At 67.5% G+C, this 17,091-nt stretch carries 18 protein-coding genes; 6 read left to right on the forward strand and 12 right to left on the reverse strand.

The annotated features are described in order from the left end of the window. Positions 1-38: 38 nt before the first annotated feature. The 9 genes from HND92_RS15135 to HND92_RS15175 form a co-directional block, all read right to left on the reverse strand. Positions 39-869 carry an SDR family oxidoreductase gene (locus HND92_RS15135; RefSeq protein WP_172208158.1) on the reverse strand — a complete coding sequence of 277 codons (831 nt, stop codon included), beginning with the start codon at positions 867-869 and terminating at the stop codon, positions 39-41. A gap of 676 nt (positions 870-1,545) precedes the next feature. Continuing rightward, positions 1,546-3,057 carry a tripartite tricarboxylate transporter permease gene (locus HND92_RS15140; RefSeq protein WP_135148087.1) on the reverse strand — a complete coding sequence of 504 codons (1,512 nt, stop codon included), beginning with the start codon at positions 3,055-3,057 and terminating at the stop codon, positions 1,546-1,548. 16 nt (positions 3,058-3,073) lie between these two features. Continuing rightward, a complete protein-coding gene (locus HND92_RS15145; protein WP_011806517.1) occupies positions 3,074-3,562 on the reverse strand; it encodes a tripartite tricarboxylate transporter TctB family protein in 489 nt (162 codons plus the stop codon). Positions 3,563-3,861: 299 nt separating this feature from the next. Continuing rightward, positions 3,862-5,658, reverse strand: a complete 1,797-nt coding sequence (locus tag HND92_RS15150; protein ID WP_011806518.1) for a GspE/PulE family protein — start codon at positions 5,656-5,658, stop codon at positions 3,862-3,864. Between the two features lie 20 nt (positions 5,659-5,678). Further along, entirely contained in the window at positions 5,679-6,440 is a 762-nt protein-coding gene (locus HND92_RS15155) for a hypothetical protein (protein ID WP_011806519.1), read from the reverse strand. A 4-nt stretch (positions 6,441-6,444) separates the two neighbouring features. After that, on the reverse strand, positions 6,445-6,975 hold the full coding sequence (locus tag HND92_RS15160; protein ID WP_103737203.1) for a DNA-deoxyinosine glycosylase: 531 nt from the start codon (positions 6,973-6,975) through the stop codon (positions 6,445-6,447). 93 nt (positions 6,976-7,068) lie between these two features. After that, positions 7,069-7,908: a TatD family hydrolase gene (locus tag HND92_RS15165; protein WP_172208160.1), complete on the reverse strand. Its 840-nt coding sequence runs from the start codon at positions 7,906-7,908 to the stop codon at positions 7,069-7,071. Between the two features lie 121 nt (positions 7,909-8,029). Continuing rightward, on the reverse strand, positions 8,030-8,227 hold the full coding sequence (locus HND92_RS15170) for a DUF2892 domain-containing protein (RefSeq protein WP_011806522.1): 198 nt from the start codon (positions 8,225-8,227) through the stop codon (positions 8,030-8,032). A 54-nt stretch (positions 8,228-8,281) separates the two neighbouring features. After that, positions 8,282-8,563, reverse strand: a complete 282-nt coding sequence (locus HND92_RS15175) for a helix-turn-helix transcriptional regulator (RefSeq protein ID WP_172209352.1) — start codon at positions 8,561-8,563, stop codon at positions 8,282-8,284. Positions 8,564-8,703: 140 nt separating this feature from the next. Here HND92_RS15175 and HND92_RS15180 point away from each other — a divergent pair, with 140 nt between their 5' ends. Beyond that, positions 8,704-9,075, forward strand: coding sequence for a carboxymuconolactone decarboxylase family protein (locus tag HND92_RS15180; protein WP_011806524.1), 372 nt, complete (start codon positions 8,704-8,706; stop codon positions 9,073-9,075). A gap of 55 nt (positions 9,076-9,130) precedes the next feature. Here HND92_RS15180 and lolD read toward each other — a convergent pair whose 3' ends face one another. From lolD to HND92_RS15195, 3 genes are all read right to left on the reverse strand, one after another. Beyond that, entirely contained in the window at positions 9,131-9,811 is a 681-nt protein-coding gene (gene lolD / locus HND92_RS15185) for a lipoprotein-releasing ABC transporter ATP-binding protein LolD (protein ID WP_011806525.1), read from the reverse strand. Then, a complete protein-coding gene (locus tag HND92_RS15190) occupies positions 9,804-11,057 on the reverse strand; it encodes a lipoprotein-releasing ABC transporter permease subunit (protein ID WP_015914075.1) in 1,254 nt (417 codons plus the stop codon). The genes lolD and HND92_RS15190 overlap by 8 nt, the downstream gene beginning before the upstream one ends. Positions 11,058-11,194: 137 nt before the next feature. Continuing rightward, a complete protein-coding gene (locus HND92_RS15195) occupies positions 11,195-12,385 on the reverse strand; it encodes a glycerophosphodiester phosphodiesterase (protein ID WP_011806527.1) in 1,191 nt (396 codons plus the stop codon). A gap of 116 nt (positions 12,386-12,501) precedes the next feature. Here HND92_RS15195 and HND92_RS15200 point away from each other — a divergent pair, with 116 nt between their 5' ends. From HND92_RS15200 to HND92_RS15220, 5 genes are all read left to right on the forward strand, one after another. Next, on the forward strand, positions 12,502-13,458 hold the full coding sequence (locus HND92_RS15200) for a phosphoglycerate mutase (protein WP_172208162.1): 957 nt from the start codon (positions 12,502-12,504) through the stop codon (positions 13,456-13,458). Next, a complete protein-coding gene (gene recJ / locus HND92_RS15205) occupies positions 13,455-15,179 on the forward strand; it encodes a single-stranded-DNA-specific exonuclease RecJ (protein ID WP_172208164.1) in 1,725 nt (574 codons plus the stop codon). The genes HND92_RS15200 and recJ overlap by 4 nt, the downstream gene beginning before the upstream one ends. A 94-nt stretch (positions 15,180-15,273) precedes the next feature. Further along, entirely contained in the window at positions 15,274-15,954 is a 681-nt protein-coding gene (locus HND92_RS15210; RefSeq protein WP_172208166.1) for a CsgG/HfaB family protein, read from the forward strand. Then, the gene (locus HND92_RS15215; protein WP_172208168.1) at positions 15,951-16,328 is read left to right on the forward strand and encodes a DUF4810 domain-containing protein; all 378 of its coding nucleotides are present in this window, start codon (positions 15,951-15,953) and stop codon (positions 16,326-16,328) included. The genes HND92_RS15210 and HND92_RS15215 overlap by 4 nt, the downstream gene beginning before the upstream one ends. Beyond that, positions 16,325-16,999, forward strand: a complete 675-nt coding sequence (locus tag HND92_RS15220) for a DUF799 domain-containing protein (RefSeq protein ID WP_172208170.1) — start codon at positions 16,325-16,327, stop codon at positions 16,997-16,999. The genes HND92_RS15215 and HND92_RS15220 overlap by 4 nt, the downstream gene beginning before the upstream one ends. The last annotated feature ends 92 nt before the right edge of the window (positions 17,000-17,091 follow it).

Consider the following 17,091-nt stretch of genomic DNA (forward strand, 5'->3'; position numbering starts at 1 on the left):
GTCGGCGCGTTCTCGCCCGTTGTGGTCTGGCGCGTCCCTCAGAAGGTGCCGGGATAGGCACCGCCGTCGGCCAATACGTTCTGCCCCGTCATATAGCCCGCGTGCACGCTGCACAGGAAGGCGCAGATGGCGCCGAATTCCTGCGGCGTACCGAAACGGCGCGCCGGGATGGCGCCTTGCTGGGCGCGGCGCACTTCATCGAGGCTCTTGCCGGTCTTGCCGGCCGCGGCCTGGAGGGTGCCCGCGAGCCGGTCGGTATCGAACTTGCCCGGCAGCAGGTTGTTGATGGTGACGCCCTGCGCGGCAATGGCGCTGCGCGCCGCGCCGGCCACAAAGCCGGTCAAGCCGCTGCGCGCGCCATTGGACAGGCCCAGGATGTCGATGGGGGCCTTCACTGCGCTGGAGGTGATGTTGACGATGCGGCCAAAGCCCCGCTGCGCCATGCCGTCCACCGTGGCGCGGATCAGTTCGATGGGCGTGAGCATGTTGGCATCCACCGCGCGCATCCAGGCATCGCGGTCCCACTCGCGGAAATCGCCGGGCGGGGGGCCGCCGGCGTTGGTGACCACGATGTCGAAGTCCCGGCCTGGCCCGCCGGCTATGGAAAAAACGGCTGCGCGCCCCTCTGGGGTGGTGATGTCGGCCGCCGCAGCCAGCACCGTGGGTTGGCTGCCATTTTGGCCTCTAACGCCCGATGCATCTGCGCCAATAGCTATCAAATCAGAAGCAGTGCGCTGCAATTCACCGGCATTGCGGGCGTTGATCACCACGTTCACGCCCTCGCGCACCAGCGCCTCGGCGCAGCCGCGGCCCAACCCCTTGCTGGCCCCGCAGACCAGCGCCCATTTACCCGCGATACCCAGATCCATACCGTGCTCCATCGCCGCCGGAGGCGGTTCCTGCAAAACAATTTGAAACGATCATAGTGGACACTGCCCACACCCGCATCAGGACCACCGCCCGCGTCGAACACCGCGCGGGGCACGAAAACCCGTCCTCCGTCCCAGGGAATGACCATCAACCGAACCGTCAGACGCGCGCGGCCATGACGGGTGTTGCACCGATCATGCCTGTGTGCCGCCATGCCAGGGCCCGCATGCTGGAAGGCGATTCTCTTCGGCGCGCCTGAGCAGCGGCTGCAGCGCCGTCGGGTGCCGCCCAGGCAGCCGGCGCTGGCGCCCAGTACCTGCTCCTTCAGCGCGTTCACCCGATGCGTCGCCGCACCAGCCCGCCACTGTAGACGAGATACACCGCACCGCCCGCCAGGAAGACCGGCGACCGCGGCATCGCAGCGGGCGGGCACCGCGCGGCGGTTGTCGGCGCGACACGCGGCTGCGTAGCCGGCAGCTACGTTGGAGGCAGGCCGGAACGCGCCCCCCACCAAAGCATCCCTCACCCTTCCAACGCTTGTCGCCCAAGCGCCACCAGCGCCCCTTTCAGGAGCATCTGCGCCACTACCCCGTTGCCGCCACGCATAAAAAAAGCGCCCCGGAAAGGGGCGCCTTGCAAGGGGTGCCCTGGCACATGCCAGGGCGGCCATCTGCGTCAGTCCTCGACGAACGCTTCCTCGCGCTTCTTGCTCACCGCGGGCAGCAGCACGATGACCAGCAGCAGGGCCGCGGCCGCCAGCAGGCCGGCAGAGATGGGGCGCGTGACGAACACGCTCCAGTCGCCACGCGACAGCAGCAGCGCACGGCGCAGGTTTTCTTCCATCATCGGGCCCAGGATGAAGCCCAGCAGCAAGGGAGCGGGTTCCACCCCCAGCTTGTAGAACAGGTAGCCGATGAAACCGAATCCGCCCACCATCCACACGTCGAATGTGTTGTTGTTGGTGGAGTACACCCCCACCGCGCAGAACAGCACGATGGACGGGAACAGCCAGCGATAAGGCACGGAGAGCAGCTTGATCCACACGCCGATCAGCGGCAGGTTCAGGATCACCAGCATGGCGTTGCCGATCCACATCGAGGCGATCAGGCCCCAGAACAGCTCGGGGTTGCTGGTCATCACCTGCGGGCCGGGCTGGATGTTGTGGATGGTCATGGCACCCACCATCAGCGCCATCACGGCGTTGGGCGGAATGCCCAGCGTCAGCAGCGGGATGAAGGAGGTCTGCGAACCCGCGTTGTTGGCCGACTCGGGAGCCGCCACGCCGCGGATGTTGCCCTTGCCGAACGGAACCTCACCGGGATGGAGCTTGGTCTTCTTCTCGATCGTGTAGGCCGCGAAGGCCGACAGCAGCGCGCCGCCGCCGGGCAGGATGCCCAGGGACGACCCCAGGGCCGTGCCGCGCAGCATGGCGGGGAGCATGCGCTTGAAGTCCTGTGCCGTGGGGAACAGGCCGTGCACCTTGGCGGCAAACACTTCGCGCTCGTCGTCGGGCTTGGACAGGTTGGCGATGATTTCGCCGTAGCCGAACACGCCCATGGCGATCACGGTGAAACTGATGCCGTCGGTCAGCTCGGGGATGTCAAAGCTGTAGCGGGCCACGCCGGAGTTCACGTCCGTGCCCACCAGGCCCATCAACAGGCCCAGCACGATCATGGCGACGGCCTTGAGCAGCGAGCCCGAAGCCAGCACCACGGCACCGATCAGGCCCAGCACCATCAGCGAGAAGTACTCGGCGGGGCCGAACTTGAAGGCCACTTCCGTCAGCGGGGGCGCAAAGGCCGCCAGGATCAACGTACCCACGCAGCCCGCGAAGAACGAGCCAATGCCGGCAGCCGCCAGTGCCGGGCCTGCACGGCCCGCGCGCGCCATCTGGTAGCCGTCGATCACGGTCACCACGGAGGACGACTCGCCCGGCAGGTTCACCAGGATGGCGGTGGTGGAGCCGCCGTACTGCGCGCCGTAATAGATGCCAGCGAGCATGATCAGCGCGGCCACGGGCGGCAGCGCATAGGTGGCGGGCAGCAGCATGGCGATGGTGGCCACGGGGCCCACGCCGGGCAGCACGCCGATCAGCGTGCCCAGCAGACAGCCGATAAAGCAGTAGATCAGGTTCTGGAACGTAAACGCGACGCCAAAACCCATCGAGAGGTGTTCAAACAATTCCATGGTCTAGATCTCCGAATCAACCCACGATGAAGCTAGGCCAGACGGGGAACTGCAGAGCCAGCCCCCAGATGAATGCCACGTAGCTGCCCACGGCCAGAATGGTGGCCAGGATGAACACTTCCTTGAAGTGGAACTGGTTGCCCGCCAGGCTGGCCACGAAAGTCAGGCCGTAGATGGCAACGATCAGGCCCATGGCCGGCACGCCGAAGCTGGGCAGGCCCGCCAGCAGCACGCCGAACAACAGGTTGGCGGAAATGATGAAGAAGATCTGCTTCCACGCCCACTTGCCGATCTTGTCGCCGTCCACCGTCTCGACCACGGTGGCCTTGAACATGATGACGGCGCCGATGATGCCCAGCAGAATGCCCAGCAGCAGGGGGAAGTAGCCCGGGCCCATGCGGGCGCCGGTTCCTACGCTGTAGGTGGTGGCGCCCCAGGCAAAACCACCGCCGACGACGAGGAACATGAGGCCGGAAAAGAAATCTTTCTGACTCTTGATTTTCACGAATGTCTCCCAAAAGGAACGCGACGGGCGATTGTGGAGTGTCGGGCAGCGTTTCTCGATGTGGATTCCACCTACCGGTAGATACAAGTTTTCCCTAGAGGCCACACCCCCGGAACTGCCCTCAGCACGGCACCGACCACTGCGCGGCGTCGAAGGTGGCGCGAGGGCCCTGGTCAGGCCGGGCCTGCGCCGCAGGAGCGCGGACATACCGCCTTCCACCGCGTTGTGAAGGATGGGCGCGCCTGATGCATGCGGCGGAAAGGCGCATCTGCTGCGCCGCGATGGCAGAGGTGTGGGTGCTACTCGAGCGGCGGGGTGGCGGCGATGACTTCCTCGAACGTGGTCACGCCTTCGGCCGCGCGCAGCGCGCCCGCCAGGCGCAGCGGGCGCATGCCGTCCTGCACGGCCTGGCGGCGCAGCGCGTCGATGGAGGGCGATTGGTTCACCTGGGTCTTGAGCGCCTCGCTCACGGTGAGCAGTTCATAAAGCCCCATGCGGCCGCGAAAGCCCGTCATGCGGCACTCCACGCACCCCACGGGCTTGTAGGCGCGATAGCCCCCGTTGATCTTCCAGGGGCGGATCATGTCGGCCAGCGCCTCGGGGTCGGCCGCCTCGTCCACCTGCCGGCAGTGCCGGCACAGCGTGCGCACCAGGCGCTGCGCCAGCACCCCCAGCAGCGTCGCGTTGATGAGGTACGGCGGCACGCCCAGCTCCATGAGGCGCGTGACGGCGCTGGGCGCGTCGTTGGTGTGCAGGGTGGAGAACACCAGGTGGCCCGTGAGCGCGGCCTGCACGGCCATGTCGGCGGTGGCCAGGTCACGGATCTCGCCCACCATGATCACGTCCGGGTCCTGGCGCATGAGGGCACGCAGCCCTTCGGCGAAGGTGAAGTCCAGCTGCGGCTGCACCTGCGTCTGGTTGAAGCTGGGCTCGATCATCTCGATCGGGTCCTCCACCGTGCTCACGTTCACCTCCTCGGTGGCCACGCGCTTCAGGGTGGAGTACAGCGTGGTGGTCTTGCCCGAACCCGTGGGCCCGGTCACCAGGATGATGCCGTGCGGGCGCTTGACGAGTTGCTCCCAGCGCTGCGCATCGTGCGCGGTGAAACCCAGCGCGTCCAGATCCTTCACGGCGTTGTCGGGGTCGAAGATGCGCATCACCATCTTCTCGCCGAAAGCGGTGGGCAGCGTGGACAGGCGCATTTCCACCTCGTCGCCACGCGGGTTGCGCGTCTTGATGCGGCCGTCCTGCGGGCGGCGCTTTTCCACCACGTCCATGCGGCCCAGCAGCTTCACGCGCGCCACCATGGCATTGAGCACGCCCATGGGCATCTGGTAGACGGCATGCAGCACGCCGTCGATGCGAAAGCGGATCACGCCCTGCTCGCGGCGCGGCTCCAGGTGGATGTCGCTCGCGCGCTGGTCGAAGGCGTATTGCCACAGCCAGTCCACCACGCGCACCACCCCCTGGTCGTTGGCGTCCAGCTGCTTGTTGGTCTTGCCCAGCTCCACGAGCTGCTCGAAGCTGCTGCCCGCGGCGCCGCCTCCGGCCTTCTGCGCCTCGCGCACCGACTTGGCCAGCGCATAGAACTCCGCCGTGTAGCGCGTGATGTGCTGGGGGTTGGCCAGCACGCGCCGTACCGTGCGCCGGGACTGGCGCTCCACCTCGGCCACCCAGTCATGCAGGAAGGGCTCGGCCGTGGCCACCACCACCTCCTTGGAGGTCACCTGCACCGGCAGCACCTTGTGGCGCTCGGCGTAGCTGGCGCTCATGGCGTCGGCCACACGGCCCACGTCCACCTTCAGCGGGTCGATGCGCAGAAACGCCAGGCCACAGCGCTGGGCCACGTATTCGGTGAGGATGTCCACGTCCAGCGGCTTGCCGTCGCTCGCGCGCAGCATGGCCACGTTGCCCAGCCGCACCAGCGGGTGCTGGCTGCTTTCGGCCTGCGAGCAGCGTGCGATGGTGCGTTGCGCCTGCTCGGCGGTGATCACGCCATCGGCACGCAGCCAATCGACGATGAGCCGCCACTGCAACGGGCCGGTGGGCCCGCCGGCGGCCGTGGGGGGGGATGCGGGCAATGCTTCGGCAGTCATGGTGCGAGTGGCGGCAGAGGTCAGGCGACCGGTTTGAATACGCGCAGCCACTTGGTGGCCGGCAGGTCCCAGCGGGCCTGCACGCTTTCGGCGCGGGCCAGCAGTTCGGCACGTTTGGGCCGCGTGGGCGTGCGCTGGGCCAGCACCACGGTATTGCCCTCGCGCGTGGGCTTGAAGGCCCAGAGCGCGTCGGCGCCAAAGGCCTCGGCGAGCTTGTCCAGGCTGCGCTCGTAGCTGGAGGCGCGGCCGAACAGGTTCACCGTGAGGCAGCCGTCCAGCGTCAACAGCGCGCGGCAGTCGGCATAGAACTCCGCGCTGTCCAGCACCGGCGCGGCGGCCTCATGGTCGTACAGGTCCACCGCCAGCGCGTCCACCGTGCCGTGCCATTCGGGTTTCTTGATTTCCTGGGCCGCGTCGGCCAGCACCACACGCTGCATGGGGCCGTCGGGTGGCAGCTTGAACCAGGCGCGGCAGACGGCCTCCACGCGCGGGTTCAGCTCGACCACGGTGCAGCACATGCGCAGCTTCTTGCGGCAGAACTTGGTGATGGCGCCGGCCCCCAGGCCCAGTTGCATCGCGTGGCGCTTGGCCACGCTGGCGGGCTCCACGAACAGCAGCCAGGCCATCATGCGTTGCACGTATTCCAGTTCGATCTCGAACGGCTGCGCGATGCGCATGGAGCCCTGGATCCACGGCGTGCCCAGGTGCAGATGGCGCACTTCGCCATCATCGGAGACGCTCACCTCGGGCAGTTCGGTGGCGGCGGTTTTCTTGCGGGTCAAATCGTTATACCAATCCAAAAGTCGCCAGGGCCTCGCCCCAGGCGTGCAGTTTTTTCTCGAAGCTCCACGACGCGTTGGCCGGGCTGGTGGATGGCAGGCGCAGCGATGGCATCGGCGCATCTGCCTTCAGCCCCAGGCTGGCGCGCACGGCCTTGGCGTGGCGGAAGCTTTCCCCGCCATTGTGGGCGATGGCGGCCAGCCCCGGCGCGCGGGCATGCAGGCCGGCGAAGTCGTTGACCTGCGCGTTGCGGATGCTGGTATCCAGGCTGCCCTCGCGCTCGCAGGCGGCATACACGTCCCACAGGCCCAGGCCGCGGGCCAGCAGCCAGTCGCAGCGCGCGGCGTACTGGTCGCGGCCCGGCAGCGGATGCTGCGGCCACAGCGCCGCCAGGATGCGCCAGAAGTGGTTCTGCGGATGGCCGTAATACTGCTGCGCGGCGAGCGACGCCACACCGGGGAAGCTGCCCAGCACCAGCACCCGCGTGCCGGAGCCCACCACGGGCGGCAGGCCGACCAGACGACCGGCAGACAGCACTACCGTTTTTTTCTGCGCAGCCACCGGCCCTCCATTACTATTGTTTGTATAGCTGCTAGCGCTTGCTGCATAAGCCTTTGAGCCCAAAAGCACTCAAACCTGTGCCAACAGTTCAGCCAGCCGTGGCAACGCTGCGCAAGCGTTGGCGCGCGTGGCATGGGCCAGTTCTGTGCTGGAGATGCCGCGCAGCTGCGCCACCACCGCACCGATGCGCGGTAACTGTGCAGGCGTGTTGCGTGCGGGCGGGCGGCCAGCGGCGCGCTCGGCCGCGGTCACGTAGAGCCAGTGCGGCGGAATGTCGGGCGCATCGGTCTCCACCACCAGCGCGTCCAGCGGCAGTTCGGTGGCCAGGCGGCGCAACTGCAGCGCACGGTCGAAGGTGACCGCGCCGCCAAAGCCCAGCTTGAAGCCCAGATCGATGAAGGCCTGCGCCTGCTGCAGGCTGCCATTGAAGGCATGGGCGATGCCGCCGCGCACCGGCAGCTCGCGCAGCGCCTTGAGCAACTGGTCCGCCGAGCGGCGCACATGCAGGATCACGGGCAGGTCGAACCGGCGCGCCAACTGCAGCTGCGCCCGGTAAAAGTGCTGCTGGCGCCCCCTGTCCAGATGGGGCACGAAGAGGTCCAACCCGATTTCGCCGACGGCCACCAGGCGCGGGTCATCCTGGTACTGCTCCAGCGCGCGCGCCAGGGCGGGCAAGTCTTCGTCGCCGGCGACGGGAGTGAACAGGGGATGGATGCCCAGCGCATAGCTGTCGCCGTGGCGGTGCGCCAGGTCCCGCACGGCCTGCAGATTGGCGAGTTCCACCGCGGGCAGCACGCAGTGGGCCACGCCGGCCTGCGCGGCGCGTGCACGCTCGGCATCTGCGAGCGCTGCGCCGCCGTGATCTGCAAATTCATCCAGGTGGCAATGGGTGTCGATCCAGACGTCCATGCGCCGGATCATGCCACCGCACGCCCCCAGCGCCGGTCCGCAGTGTCTCAGTGCGTTGCAGCGCCAATGTCCTGCGGATCGGTCGGCGGCGCATCGGCGCCGCCGGAGCTGCTGAGCCCCATCAGCCCTTCTTGCTCAGCGGGCAGGTGTTCATGCCCAGCAGCGAGTACGCAGGGCAGGTGCCCGCCAGGCCGGTCAGCAGTGGCACCACGCCCAGCCAGCCCCACCAGCCCACGGTGCCCGTGGCCGCCAGGCCGATGAGCACCAGACCCACCGCGATGCGCAGCCCGCGGTCCCAACCCCCAACGTTGTGTTTCATGACACTTCTCCTAGTTGACGAAAAAACGGTACCTCTGCGCAGCGACGCGGCCGCTCAGGGGCAGAAGATGTCCTTGAGCGCAGCCACGAGCTTTTCCGCCGCCGGGTCGGCAATGCGGTAGTACAGAGTCTGCGCGTCGCGGCGGAAGGTCACCAGCCCCTCATCGCGCATGCGCGCCAGGTGCTGCGACAGCGCGGACTGGCTCAGGCGCACCTGCTCCAGCAGCGTGCCCACGGAGGCCTCGCCCTGCTCGATCAGCAGGCACAGCACGAGCAACCGGTGCTCGTTGCCCACCGCGCGCAGCAGCGCGGCAGCGCGCGCGGCGCCCTGCTGCATGAATTCCAGGTCGGCGGTAGTGGCCACCTGCGCTCCTTGTTGATAAATATCTAAATTAACGTATGCTAATTTAGTAGATACTAATAAATGTGTCAACAGCGCCGAGCTGGCGCATCCCTTTCACCACCAGGAGTTCCACCATGACCTCGTCCACCGACTACAAGGCCCTCACGCGCGAAATCTCTAGCAACGTCAGCGAGCTGCGCAACAGCGTTCCGCAGGTGATGCAAGGTTTCAACGCGCTGGGCAAGGCGGCTCTCGCGGGCGGCGCCATCGACGCCAAGACCAAGGAGCTGATCGCGCTGGGCATTGGCGTGGCCGCGCGCTGCGATGGCTGCATCGGCTTTCACACCCAAGCGCTGGCACGCCTGGGCGCCACGCGCGCCGAGGTGCACGAGGTGCTGGGCATTGCGGTGTACATGGGCGGCGGCCCCGCGCTGATGTACGCAGCCAATGCCGTGGCCGCGTTCGACGAGTGCGCACCCGCGCAGGCGCCCGCCGCGACGGCCTGATTTACTACTGAAAAGATAGCTGTCAGCGCTTGTCCAACAAGCGCTGGAGGCCGTTTTAGCTCAAAACCCCGGAGACCAAGCGCACGACGCGGTCGCACCGCGCGGCCAGCGATTCATCGTGCGTGACCATCACGAAGGCGGTGCCCTGCTCGCGCGCAAGCTGCAGCATGAGGGCGAACACGGCGTCGGCGGTCGCGCGGTCCAGGTTGCCGGTGGGCTCGTCGGCCAGCACGCAGGCCGGCTGCGTGACCAGCGCCCGGGCAATGGCCACGCGCTGGCGCTCGCCACCCGACAGTTCCGCCGGGCGATGGTGCACACGCTCGCCCAGGCCCACGGCCTGGAGCATGCGCACCGCCCGCTCGATGCACTGCGCGTACGGCTCGCGGCGGATGCGCAGCGGCATGGCCACGTTGTCCTGGGCGCTGAACTCGGGCAACAGGTGGTGGAACTGGTAGATGAAGCCCAGGTGCGCATTGCGCAGGCGCCCCTGCTGCGCGGGCGATAGCGCCTGCAGCGCCTGCCCCTGGAGCGTGACGGTGCCGGCGCTGGGCGCGTCCAGCCCCCCCAGCAGATGCAGCAGCGTGCTCTTGCCCGAGCCCGACGCCCCCACGATGGCCAGCGTCTCGCCGGCGTGCACTGCCAGATCCACGCCCTTGAGCACGGTGACGTCCAGCCGGCCCTCGGTAAAGCGCTTGGTCAGGCCTTGCGCCTGCAGCACCACTTGCCCATTACTCATAGCGCAGCGCCTCCGCGGGGTTCACGCGGCTGGCGCGCCAGCTCGGGTACAGGGTGGCCACGAAGGCCAGGATCAGGGAAATGACGGCAATGGGCACGATGTCGCTGCTTTGCGGGTCGCTGGGCATCTTGCTGATGAGGTAGATGTCCTTGGGCAGGAAGCTGGCGTTCAGCGCCCGCTCGATGGCGGGCACGATCACGTCGATGTTGAAGGCCACGCCCAAGCCCAGCAGCAGGCCGGCCAGCGTGCCGATCACGCCCACCATGGCGCCCTGCACCATGAACACGCCCATGATGCTGGCGGGGCTGGCGCCCAGCGTGCGCAGGATGGCGATGTCCGCGCGCTTGTCGGTCACGGTCATCACCAGCGTGGACACCAGGTTGAATGCCGCCACCGCAACGATCAGCGTGAGGATGATGAACATCATGCGCTTTTCCAGCTGCACGGCCGCGAACCAGGTGCGGTTCTGCTGCGTCCAGTCGCGGATCAACAGGTTGCCCGAGAGGCTGTGCGCCAGCTGCTGCGTGACTTCGGGTGCGTCGTGCAGGTTCTTGAGCTTCAGGCGCACGCCGGTCGGCCCTTCCAGGCGGAAGATGCGCTCGGCATCCTCGTGGTGCAGCATCACCAGCGCAGAGTCGTATTCATAGTGGCCCGAATTGAAGGTGCCCGCCACCGTCATCTGCTTGAGGCGCGGCACCACGCCCGCAGGCGTGACCTGGCCGGCCGGTGCGATCAGCGTGACCGCATCACCCGCGCGCACGCCCAGCTGGCGCGCCAGTTCGCTGCCCAGGATCACGCGGAACTCGCCCGGCACCAGGGCCTTCAGGCCCTCCAGATTCTCGGCGGCCAGGTCGGTCACCTCGGCCTCGTGCGCGGGGTCGATGCCGCGCACCAGCGCGCCCTTCATGTCCTCGCCACGCGCCAGCAGCGCCTGGGCGGCGACGAAGGGCGCGGCGCCCACCACGTTCGGATTGGCCCGCGCCTCGGCCAGCGTGCGCGGCATGTCGGGCAGCGCTGCACCGCCCGGCGCGAAGATCTCGATGTGCGAGACCACGCTGAGCATGCGGTCGCGCACCTCCTTCTGAAAGCCGTTCATCACGGACAGAACGATGATGAGTGCCGCCACCCCCAGCGATATGCCCAGCATGGACACGCCCGAGATGAAGGAGATGAAGCCGTTGCGCCGCGTGGCCCGGCCTGCCCGGGTGTAGCGCCAGCCCAGGGCCAGTTCGTAGGGAATTTGCATGGAAGCGCGATTGTGTCATCGACCCGGGCCCGCGGCGCGGGCCCAGGGCAGCAACGCGCGGCGGCCTCAGCGCAAGCCGGGTGCCGCAGGGGCTGACGCGCCAAGGCCGCCTGCCCTGCGCGGCGCCGGCCCGCGGCTCAGCGGCCCGTTTCCGTCAGATAGGCCTTGCGCGCAGCCACCGCGGTGTCGGCAAAGTCGGAGAACACACCATCCACGCCCAGGCGGTAGAACTGCAGGTACTCGGCCTGGGGGTCGCCTTTGTAGTCGAAGGCCAGGCGGCGGTTTTCGTTGCGCATGGTCCAGGTGTGGACCATCAGGCCCAGCTTGTGTGCGTCGGCCACCAGGCTGGTGGGGGTGCTGCTGGAAGCGTCGGCGTAGTTGACCGCGCCATCCTTGTTCACGTCGACCATCTTGCCGTCGGCGCCAAAGGTGCCCTTGACCGGCACGATGTAGGGCTTCCAGGGACCCACGCCGTCGGCGTACTTGGCGATCTCGGCCAGGCCCGCCGGCGTGACCATGGAAGCGAACAGGTCCTTGCGGCCCGCGCGTGTCCAGTCGTAGGGGCGGTCATATGGCGCCTCGAAGGTGACCGCGCCGGTCTTGAAGTCGTAGTCGTTGCCATCCACCAGCTGGATGAGGCGCACCTGCGTCTTGGTGCGCAGGTACTTGAGGTTGGCCGTCTCGAACGACTGCAGGATGACCGGCGAATCCTTCTTGGTGTAGCCGTACTCGGCCAGGATGGCCAGCAGGCGGTCTTCGAGCTTGAGGCCCGCATCTTCATGGTAGGTGGGGTGCTTGGTCTCGGGATAGACGCCGATCACGCGGCCCACCTTGCCGCCCTCGGTCTTGGCCAGGTCCAGCACCTCGCGCAGCGTGGGGATCTGGAACTTGCCGTTATAGGACTGGTCGCGCTCGGCCAGCGGCTGGATGGCGCGCAGGGTCTTCAGTTCCGCCAGCGTGAAGTCGGTGGCGAACCAGCCTTCTTCCTCCACGCCATCGACCATGCGCTTGGTCTTGCGGCTGGCGAACTCGGGGCGGCTGGCCACATCGGTGGTGCTGGTGATGTTGGGTTCATGGCGCGCCACCAGGTGGCCGTCCTTGGTGGCTACCAAATCGGGCTCGATGAAATCCGCCCCCATCTGGATGGCCAGTGCATAGCTCTCCAGCGTGTGGTCCGGGCGGTAGCCCGAGGCGCCGCGGTGCCCCACCACGAGCGGAGCCTGGCCGCTCAGCGTCGGCAGCGGTGCGGGGTCGTCGCCGCCGCCACAGGCGGTCGCCAGCAGGGAGGCACTCATCGCAATGATCAGGGGAAGACGGTGAGAAGACATGGGCATCCTTGGCCGTAAAAGTGAGCGATCCAGTCTCTGTTGCACTTGTGACGCTTGCATGACGCTGTGGGTTTTGCGCCCACCGTCATCGGGTGCATCCGGGACAATACACCCCTATGTCGGACATGCCCCATTTACTCATCCCGCTGGCCGCCAGCCCGGCCCAGGGATGCCAGCAGGCGCTTGAAGGCCTGGAACTGCCCCAGTTGGACCGGCTGTTGGCCCGCCTGTCCAGCACCGGCCTGGACGCCGGCGCCGAGACGGACTTCGCCCCGCCCCACGAACGCGCCCTGGCCCGCCACCACGGCCTGCCCGCCACCAGCGAGGGCACCACGCCCTGGGCCGCGTGGCACCAGCACCAGCAGGTCAGCGCTCCCCATGCGGCCACCAGCGCCTGGGCCTTCATCACCCCTTGCCACTGGCAGGTCGGTGCCGACCATGTCACGCTGGGCGACCCGGCGCGGCTGCAGCTGGACGAGGCCGCCTCGCGCGCGCTGCTCGCCATCGTGGCGCCCTGGTTTGCCGAGGACGGCATCACCCTCACCTACGACCAGCCGACGCGCTGGGTCGCGCAAGGCGCAGTGTTCGACAACCTGCCCACCGCGTCGCTGGACCGCGTGATCCAACGCGACGTGCGCGCCTGGATGCCCGACCCCGCCCGCGCGCGCCTGCTGCACCGCCTGCACAGCGAGATGCAGATGCTGCTGTACACCCACCCCTTCAACGACGCGCGCGCGGCCCAGGGCCTGCCGCCGGTCAATGCCTTCTGGGTGCACGGCGCAGGCGCACTGCTCCAGCCGCCCGCCCCCGTGCCGGCGCCCGAGATGCCCACCACCCTGCTGGACGCCGCGCTGCGCGAGGACTGGCACGCCTGGCGCCAAGCCTGGGCCGCGCTGGACGCTGGCCCCGTGGCGCGCCTGGCCGCGCATGTGGCGGGCGGCGGCGCGGCGCGCCTCACGCTGTGTGGCGAACGCGGCGCACAGTCCTGGCATACGGCGCCGCGCAGCCTGGGCCAGCGCATTCAGAGTCTTTTTAAGCCCCAGCGCTTTTCCAGCGTGCGCGAGCAGCTATGAAAATAGTAGCAAGAGACATCCCGCCGCGCGTGGTCTGGGCGCTGGAGCAGGCCGGCGTGCACCCGCTGCTGGCACGCCTGTACGCGGCGCGCGGCATCCGCGCCAAGGAGGAGCTGGACGACGCCCTCGCCCGCCTGCTGCCGCCGGACACCCTCATGGGCGTGCGGCAGGCCGCGGCGCTGCTGGCCGACGCCATCAGCCAGGACCGGCGCCTGCTCATCGTGGCCGACTACGACTGCGACGGCGCCACTGCGTGCGCAGTGGGGGTGCGCGGCCTGCGCCTGCTGGGCGCACGCCATGTTCAGTATTTGGTGCCCGACCGCGTGGTGGACGGCTACGGCCTCACCGCCTCCATCGCGCAGCGCGTGCACGAGCGCGGCGCCGACGTGCTCATCACCGTGGACAACGGCATCGCCAGCATCGAGGGCGTGGCGCGCGCCAAGGCGCTGGGGCTGACGGTGCTCATCACCGACCACCACCTGCCCGGCCCCGAACTGCCCGCGGCCGACGCCATCGTCAACCCCAACCAGCCCGGCTGCGGCTTCGAGAGCAAGTCCATCGCCGGCGTGGGCGTGATGTTCTATGTACTGATGGCGCTGCGCGCCGAGCTGCGCGCGCGCGGCGTATTCGACAAGGCCACGCAACCCAAGCTGGAGCCGCTGCTGCCGCTGGTGGCCCTGGGCACCGTGGCCGACGTGGTGCGCCTGGACAACAACAACCGCCGCCTGGTGGCGCAGGGCTTGAAGCGCATCCGCGCCGGCCAGATGCAGCCCGGCATCCAGGCCCTGTTCGACGCGGCCGGGCGCAAGGCCCCCGTCGCCACCACCTTCGACTTCGGCTTTGCCCTTGGGCCCCGCATCAATGCCGCGGGGCGCCTGGCCGACATGACGCTGGGCATCGAATGCCTGCTGACCGACGACCCGGCGCGCGCCGCCGACCTGGCCCGGCAACTGGATGCCATCAACCGCGAGCGGCGCGAGCTGGAAGGGGGCATGCGCGAGCAGGCCCTGCTGCTGGCCGAGAGCCTGTTCGACGAAGGCGAGGAGCCGCCGCCCGCCATCAGCGTGTTCGACCCGGACTTTCACGAGGGCGTGGTGGGCATCGTGGCCTCGCGGCTCAAGGACAAGTTGCACCGCCCCACCTTCGTGTTCGCTGCCAGCAGCGCGCCGGGCAAGGAGCATGAGCTGAAGGGTTCGGGGCGGTCCATCCCCGGCTTTCATCTGCGCGACGCGCTGGACCTGGTAGCCAAGCGCCACCCCGGCGTGATCCTGAAGTTCGGCGGCCACGCCATGGCGGCCGGCTGCACCGTGGCCGAGGAGCATTTCGACCTCTTCGAGCAGGCCTTCGCCCAGGTCGCACAGGAATGGCTGGATGCCGCGACGCTCACGCGCCGGCTGGAAACCGACGGCCCGCTGGCCCCGGAGTACTGCCGCGCCGAGCTGGTGGACACCCTGCACCGCGAGGTCTGGGGCCAGGGCTTTGCGCCGCCCACCTTCAGCGAGGAGGTGCAGGTGCTGAGCCAGCGCCTGGTGGGCGAGGCGCGCAACCATCTGTCCATCAAGCTGCTGCACCAGGGTCAGCCGGTGGACGCCATCTGGTTCGGCCACACCGACCCGCTGCCCGAACGGGCGTTGCTGGCCTTCCGGCTGGACGTGAACGAGTGGCGGGGCGAGCGGCGGGTGCAGTTTCTGGTGGAGGGACTGGAGTCGCCTGCAATGTGACGCTCGGAGCAACCTAAACGCAACAAAATGTGAATTTTGTATGCATTCAACCGTATGATCCTGCGCCATTCCTGGACTCTTATTGGTTTTCCCCATGAATGGTTCTCTCTGGCGTTGCAACGCCCTCGTCATTGCAGTCGCCGCCCTGACTGCCGGCTGCGTGACCACCGAGCAATCGCGCACCCTCGAAACTCCGAAGCCCACCGCGTCCGCGCGCGCGTATCAGGGGGTGCGCAGCCCCATTTCCATTGGCAAGTTCGCCAACCGGTCCAACTTCCAACGCGGAATCTTTTCCGATGGTGTGGACCGTCTCGGCGGTCAGGCGCAAACCATTTTGATGACGCACCTGCAGCAAAGCGGACGCTTTAACGTGCTCGACCGCACCAATATGTCGGAAACGCAGCAAGAGGCCGCCCTCCTCAAGCAAGCCCAGACACTCAAGGGGGCGCAGTTCGTCATCACCGGCGATGTCACCGAGTTCGGTCGCAAGGAAGTCGGTGACCGGCAGCTGTTCGGGGTGCTGGGGCGCGGCAAGGAACAGGTGGCCTACGCCAAAGTCAGCCTGAACGTGGTGCGCGTACAGACCGGTGAAGTGGTCTTTGCGGCCCAGGGGGCCGGCGAATACAGCCTGTCCAGCCGCGAGGTTGTAGGTTTTGGCAGCCGCGCAGGGTATGACTCCACCCTGAACGGCAAAGTGCTTGACCTGGCCATCCGCGAAGCCGTGGACAAGCTCGTGAGCGGTGTCGAATCTGGCGCATGGGTGCCCGCACAATGAGCCGCCACACCACCACCCGCCTGGCGCTTCCCATCGCAGCTGCGTTGGTCATGGCGGGCTGCGCCACCACATCCCATCAGCCCCTGTACGGCTGGGACGGCTATCAGCCTCAGGTGTACGAATACCTCAAAAGCAGCGGCAATGCCGATGCTGAACAGCAAGTGGCCAAGCTGGAAGAAGCGCAGCAAAAAATAGAGCAGCGCGGCCAAGCCTTGCCCCCTGGCTATCGCGCCCATATGGGCATGCTGTACGCCAAGGCAGGGCAGGACGAGAAAAGCGTCGCGGCCCTCACCGCGGAAAAGACCACCTTCCCCGAATCGGCGTCATTCATGGACTTCCTTTTGCGCACACTCACCGGAAAGGCCTCCCAATGATTTCCCGTATTGGCGTTCGCACTGCCGTGGCAGCCGGCGCCGCCGTCATCCTGCTTTTGAGTGGTTGCGCGACACCTCAGCCCTACGACTATTCGGCATTGCGTCAAGCCAAGCCCCAGTCCATTCTGGTGCTCCCTCCATTGAACCAGACGCCCGAAGTGACCGCGCCGGCGGGCGTGCTCTCACGCGCCACGCTCCCCCTGGCGGAGTCCGGCTATTACGTGCTGCCAGTGGCCGTGACCGAAGAGACTTTCAGGAACAACGGCATCATTTCGGCCCAAGACGCACAGGAATTGCCCGTGGCCAAGTTGCGGGAAATTTTTGGTGCGGATGCGGCGCTCTACCTGGACGTGCGGCAGTACGGCTCGGTGTACTCCATCGTGAGCAGTGAAACCCGGGTAACGCTGGCCGCCCGACTCATGGATCTGCGCACGGGCGAGCAACTGTGGTCCGGGGAGGCAACAGCCTCGAGTGCAGAAAACAAGCGTTCAAGCGGCGGCTTGGTGGGCATGCTGGTGTCTGCGCTCATTGACCAGATTGTGGAAACCTTGTCAGACCGCAGCGTGCAGATCGCCGAGGTCGCAAACGGCCGACTGCTGTATGCCGGCCGTCCGGGAGGACTATTGCATGGGCCACGCTCTCCCAAGTACGGAGCAGACAGCAAGCCATGACCACGTAACGTCCAAAGCGGCGTATGGATGGCGAAAGGCGCGGCACAGGCCGCGCTTTTTTTGTCCCGACTGGGGACGGGACGTACCAATGA

Source organism: Diaphorobacter sp. JS3050 (assembly GCF_013154915.1).
GTDB classification, from domain to species: Bacteria; Pseudomonadota; Gammaproteobacteria; order Burkholderiales; family Burkholderiaceae_C; genus Diaphorobacter; species Diaphorobacter nitroreducens.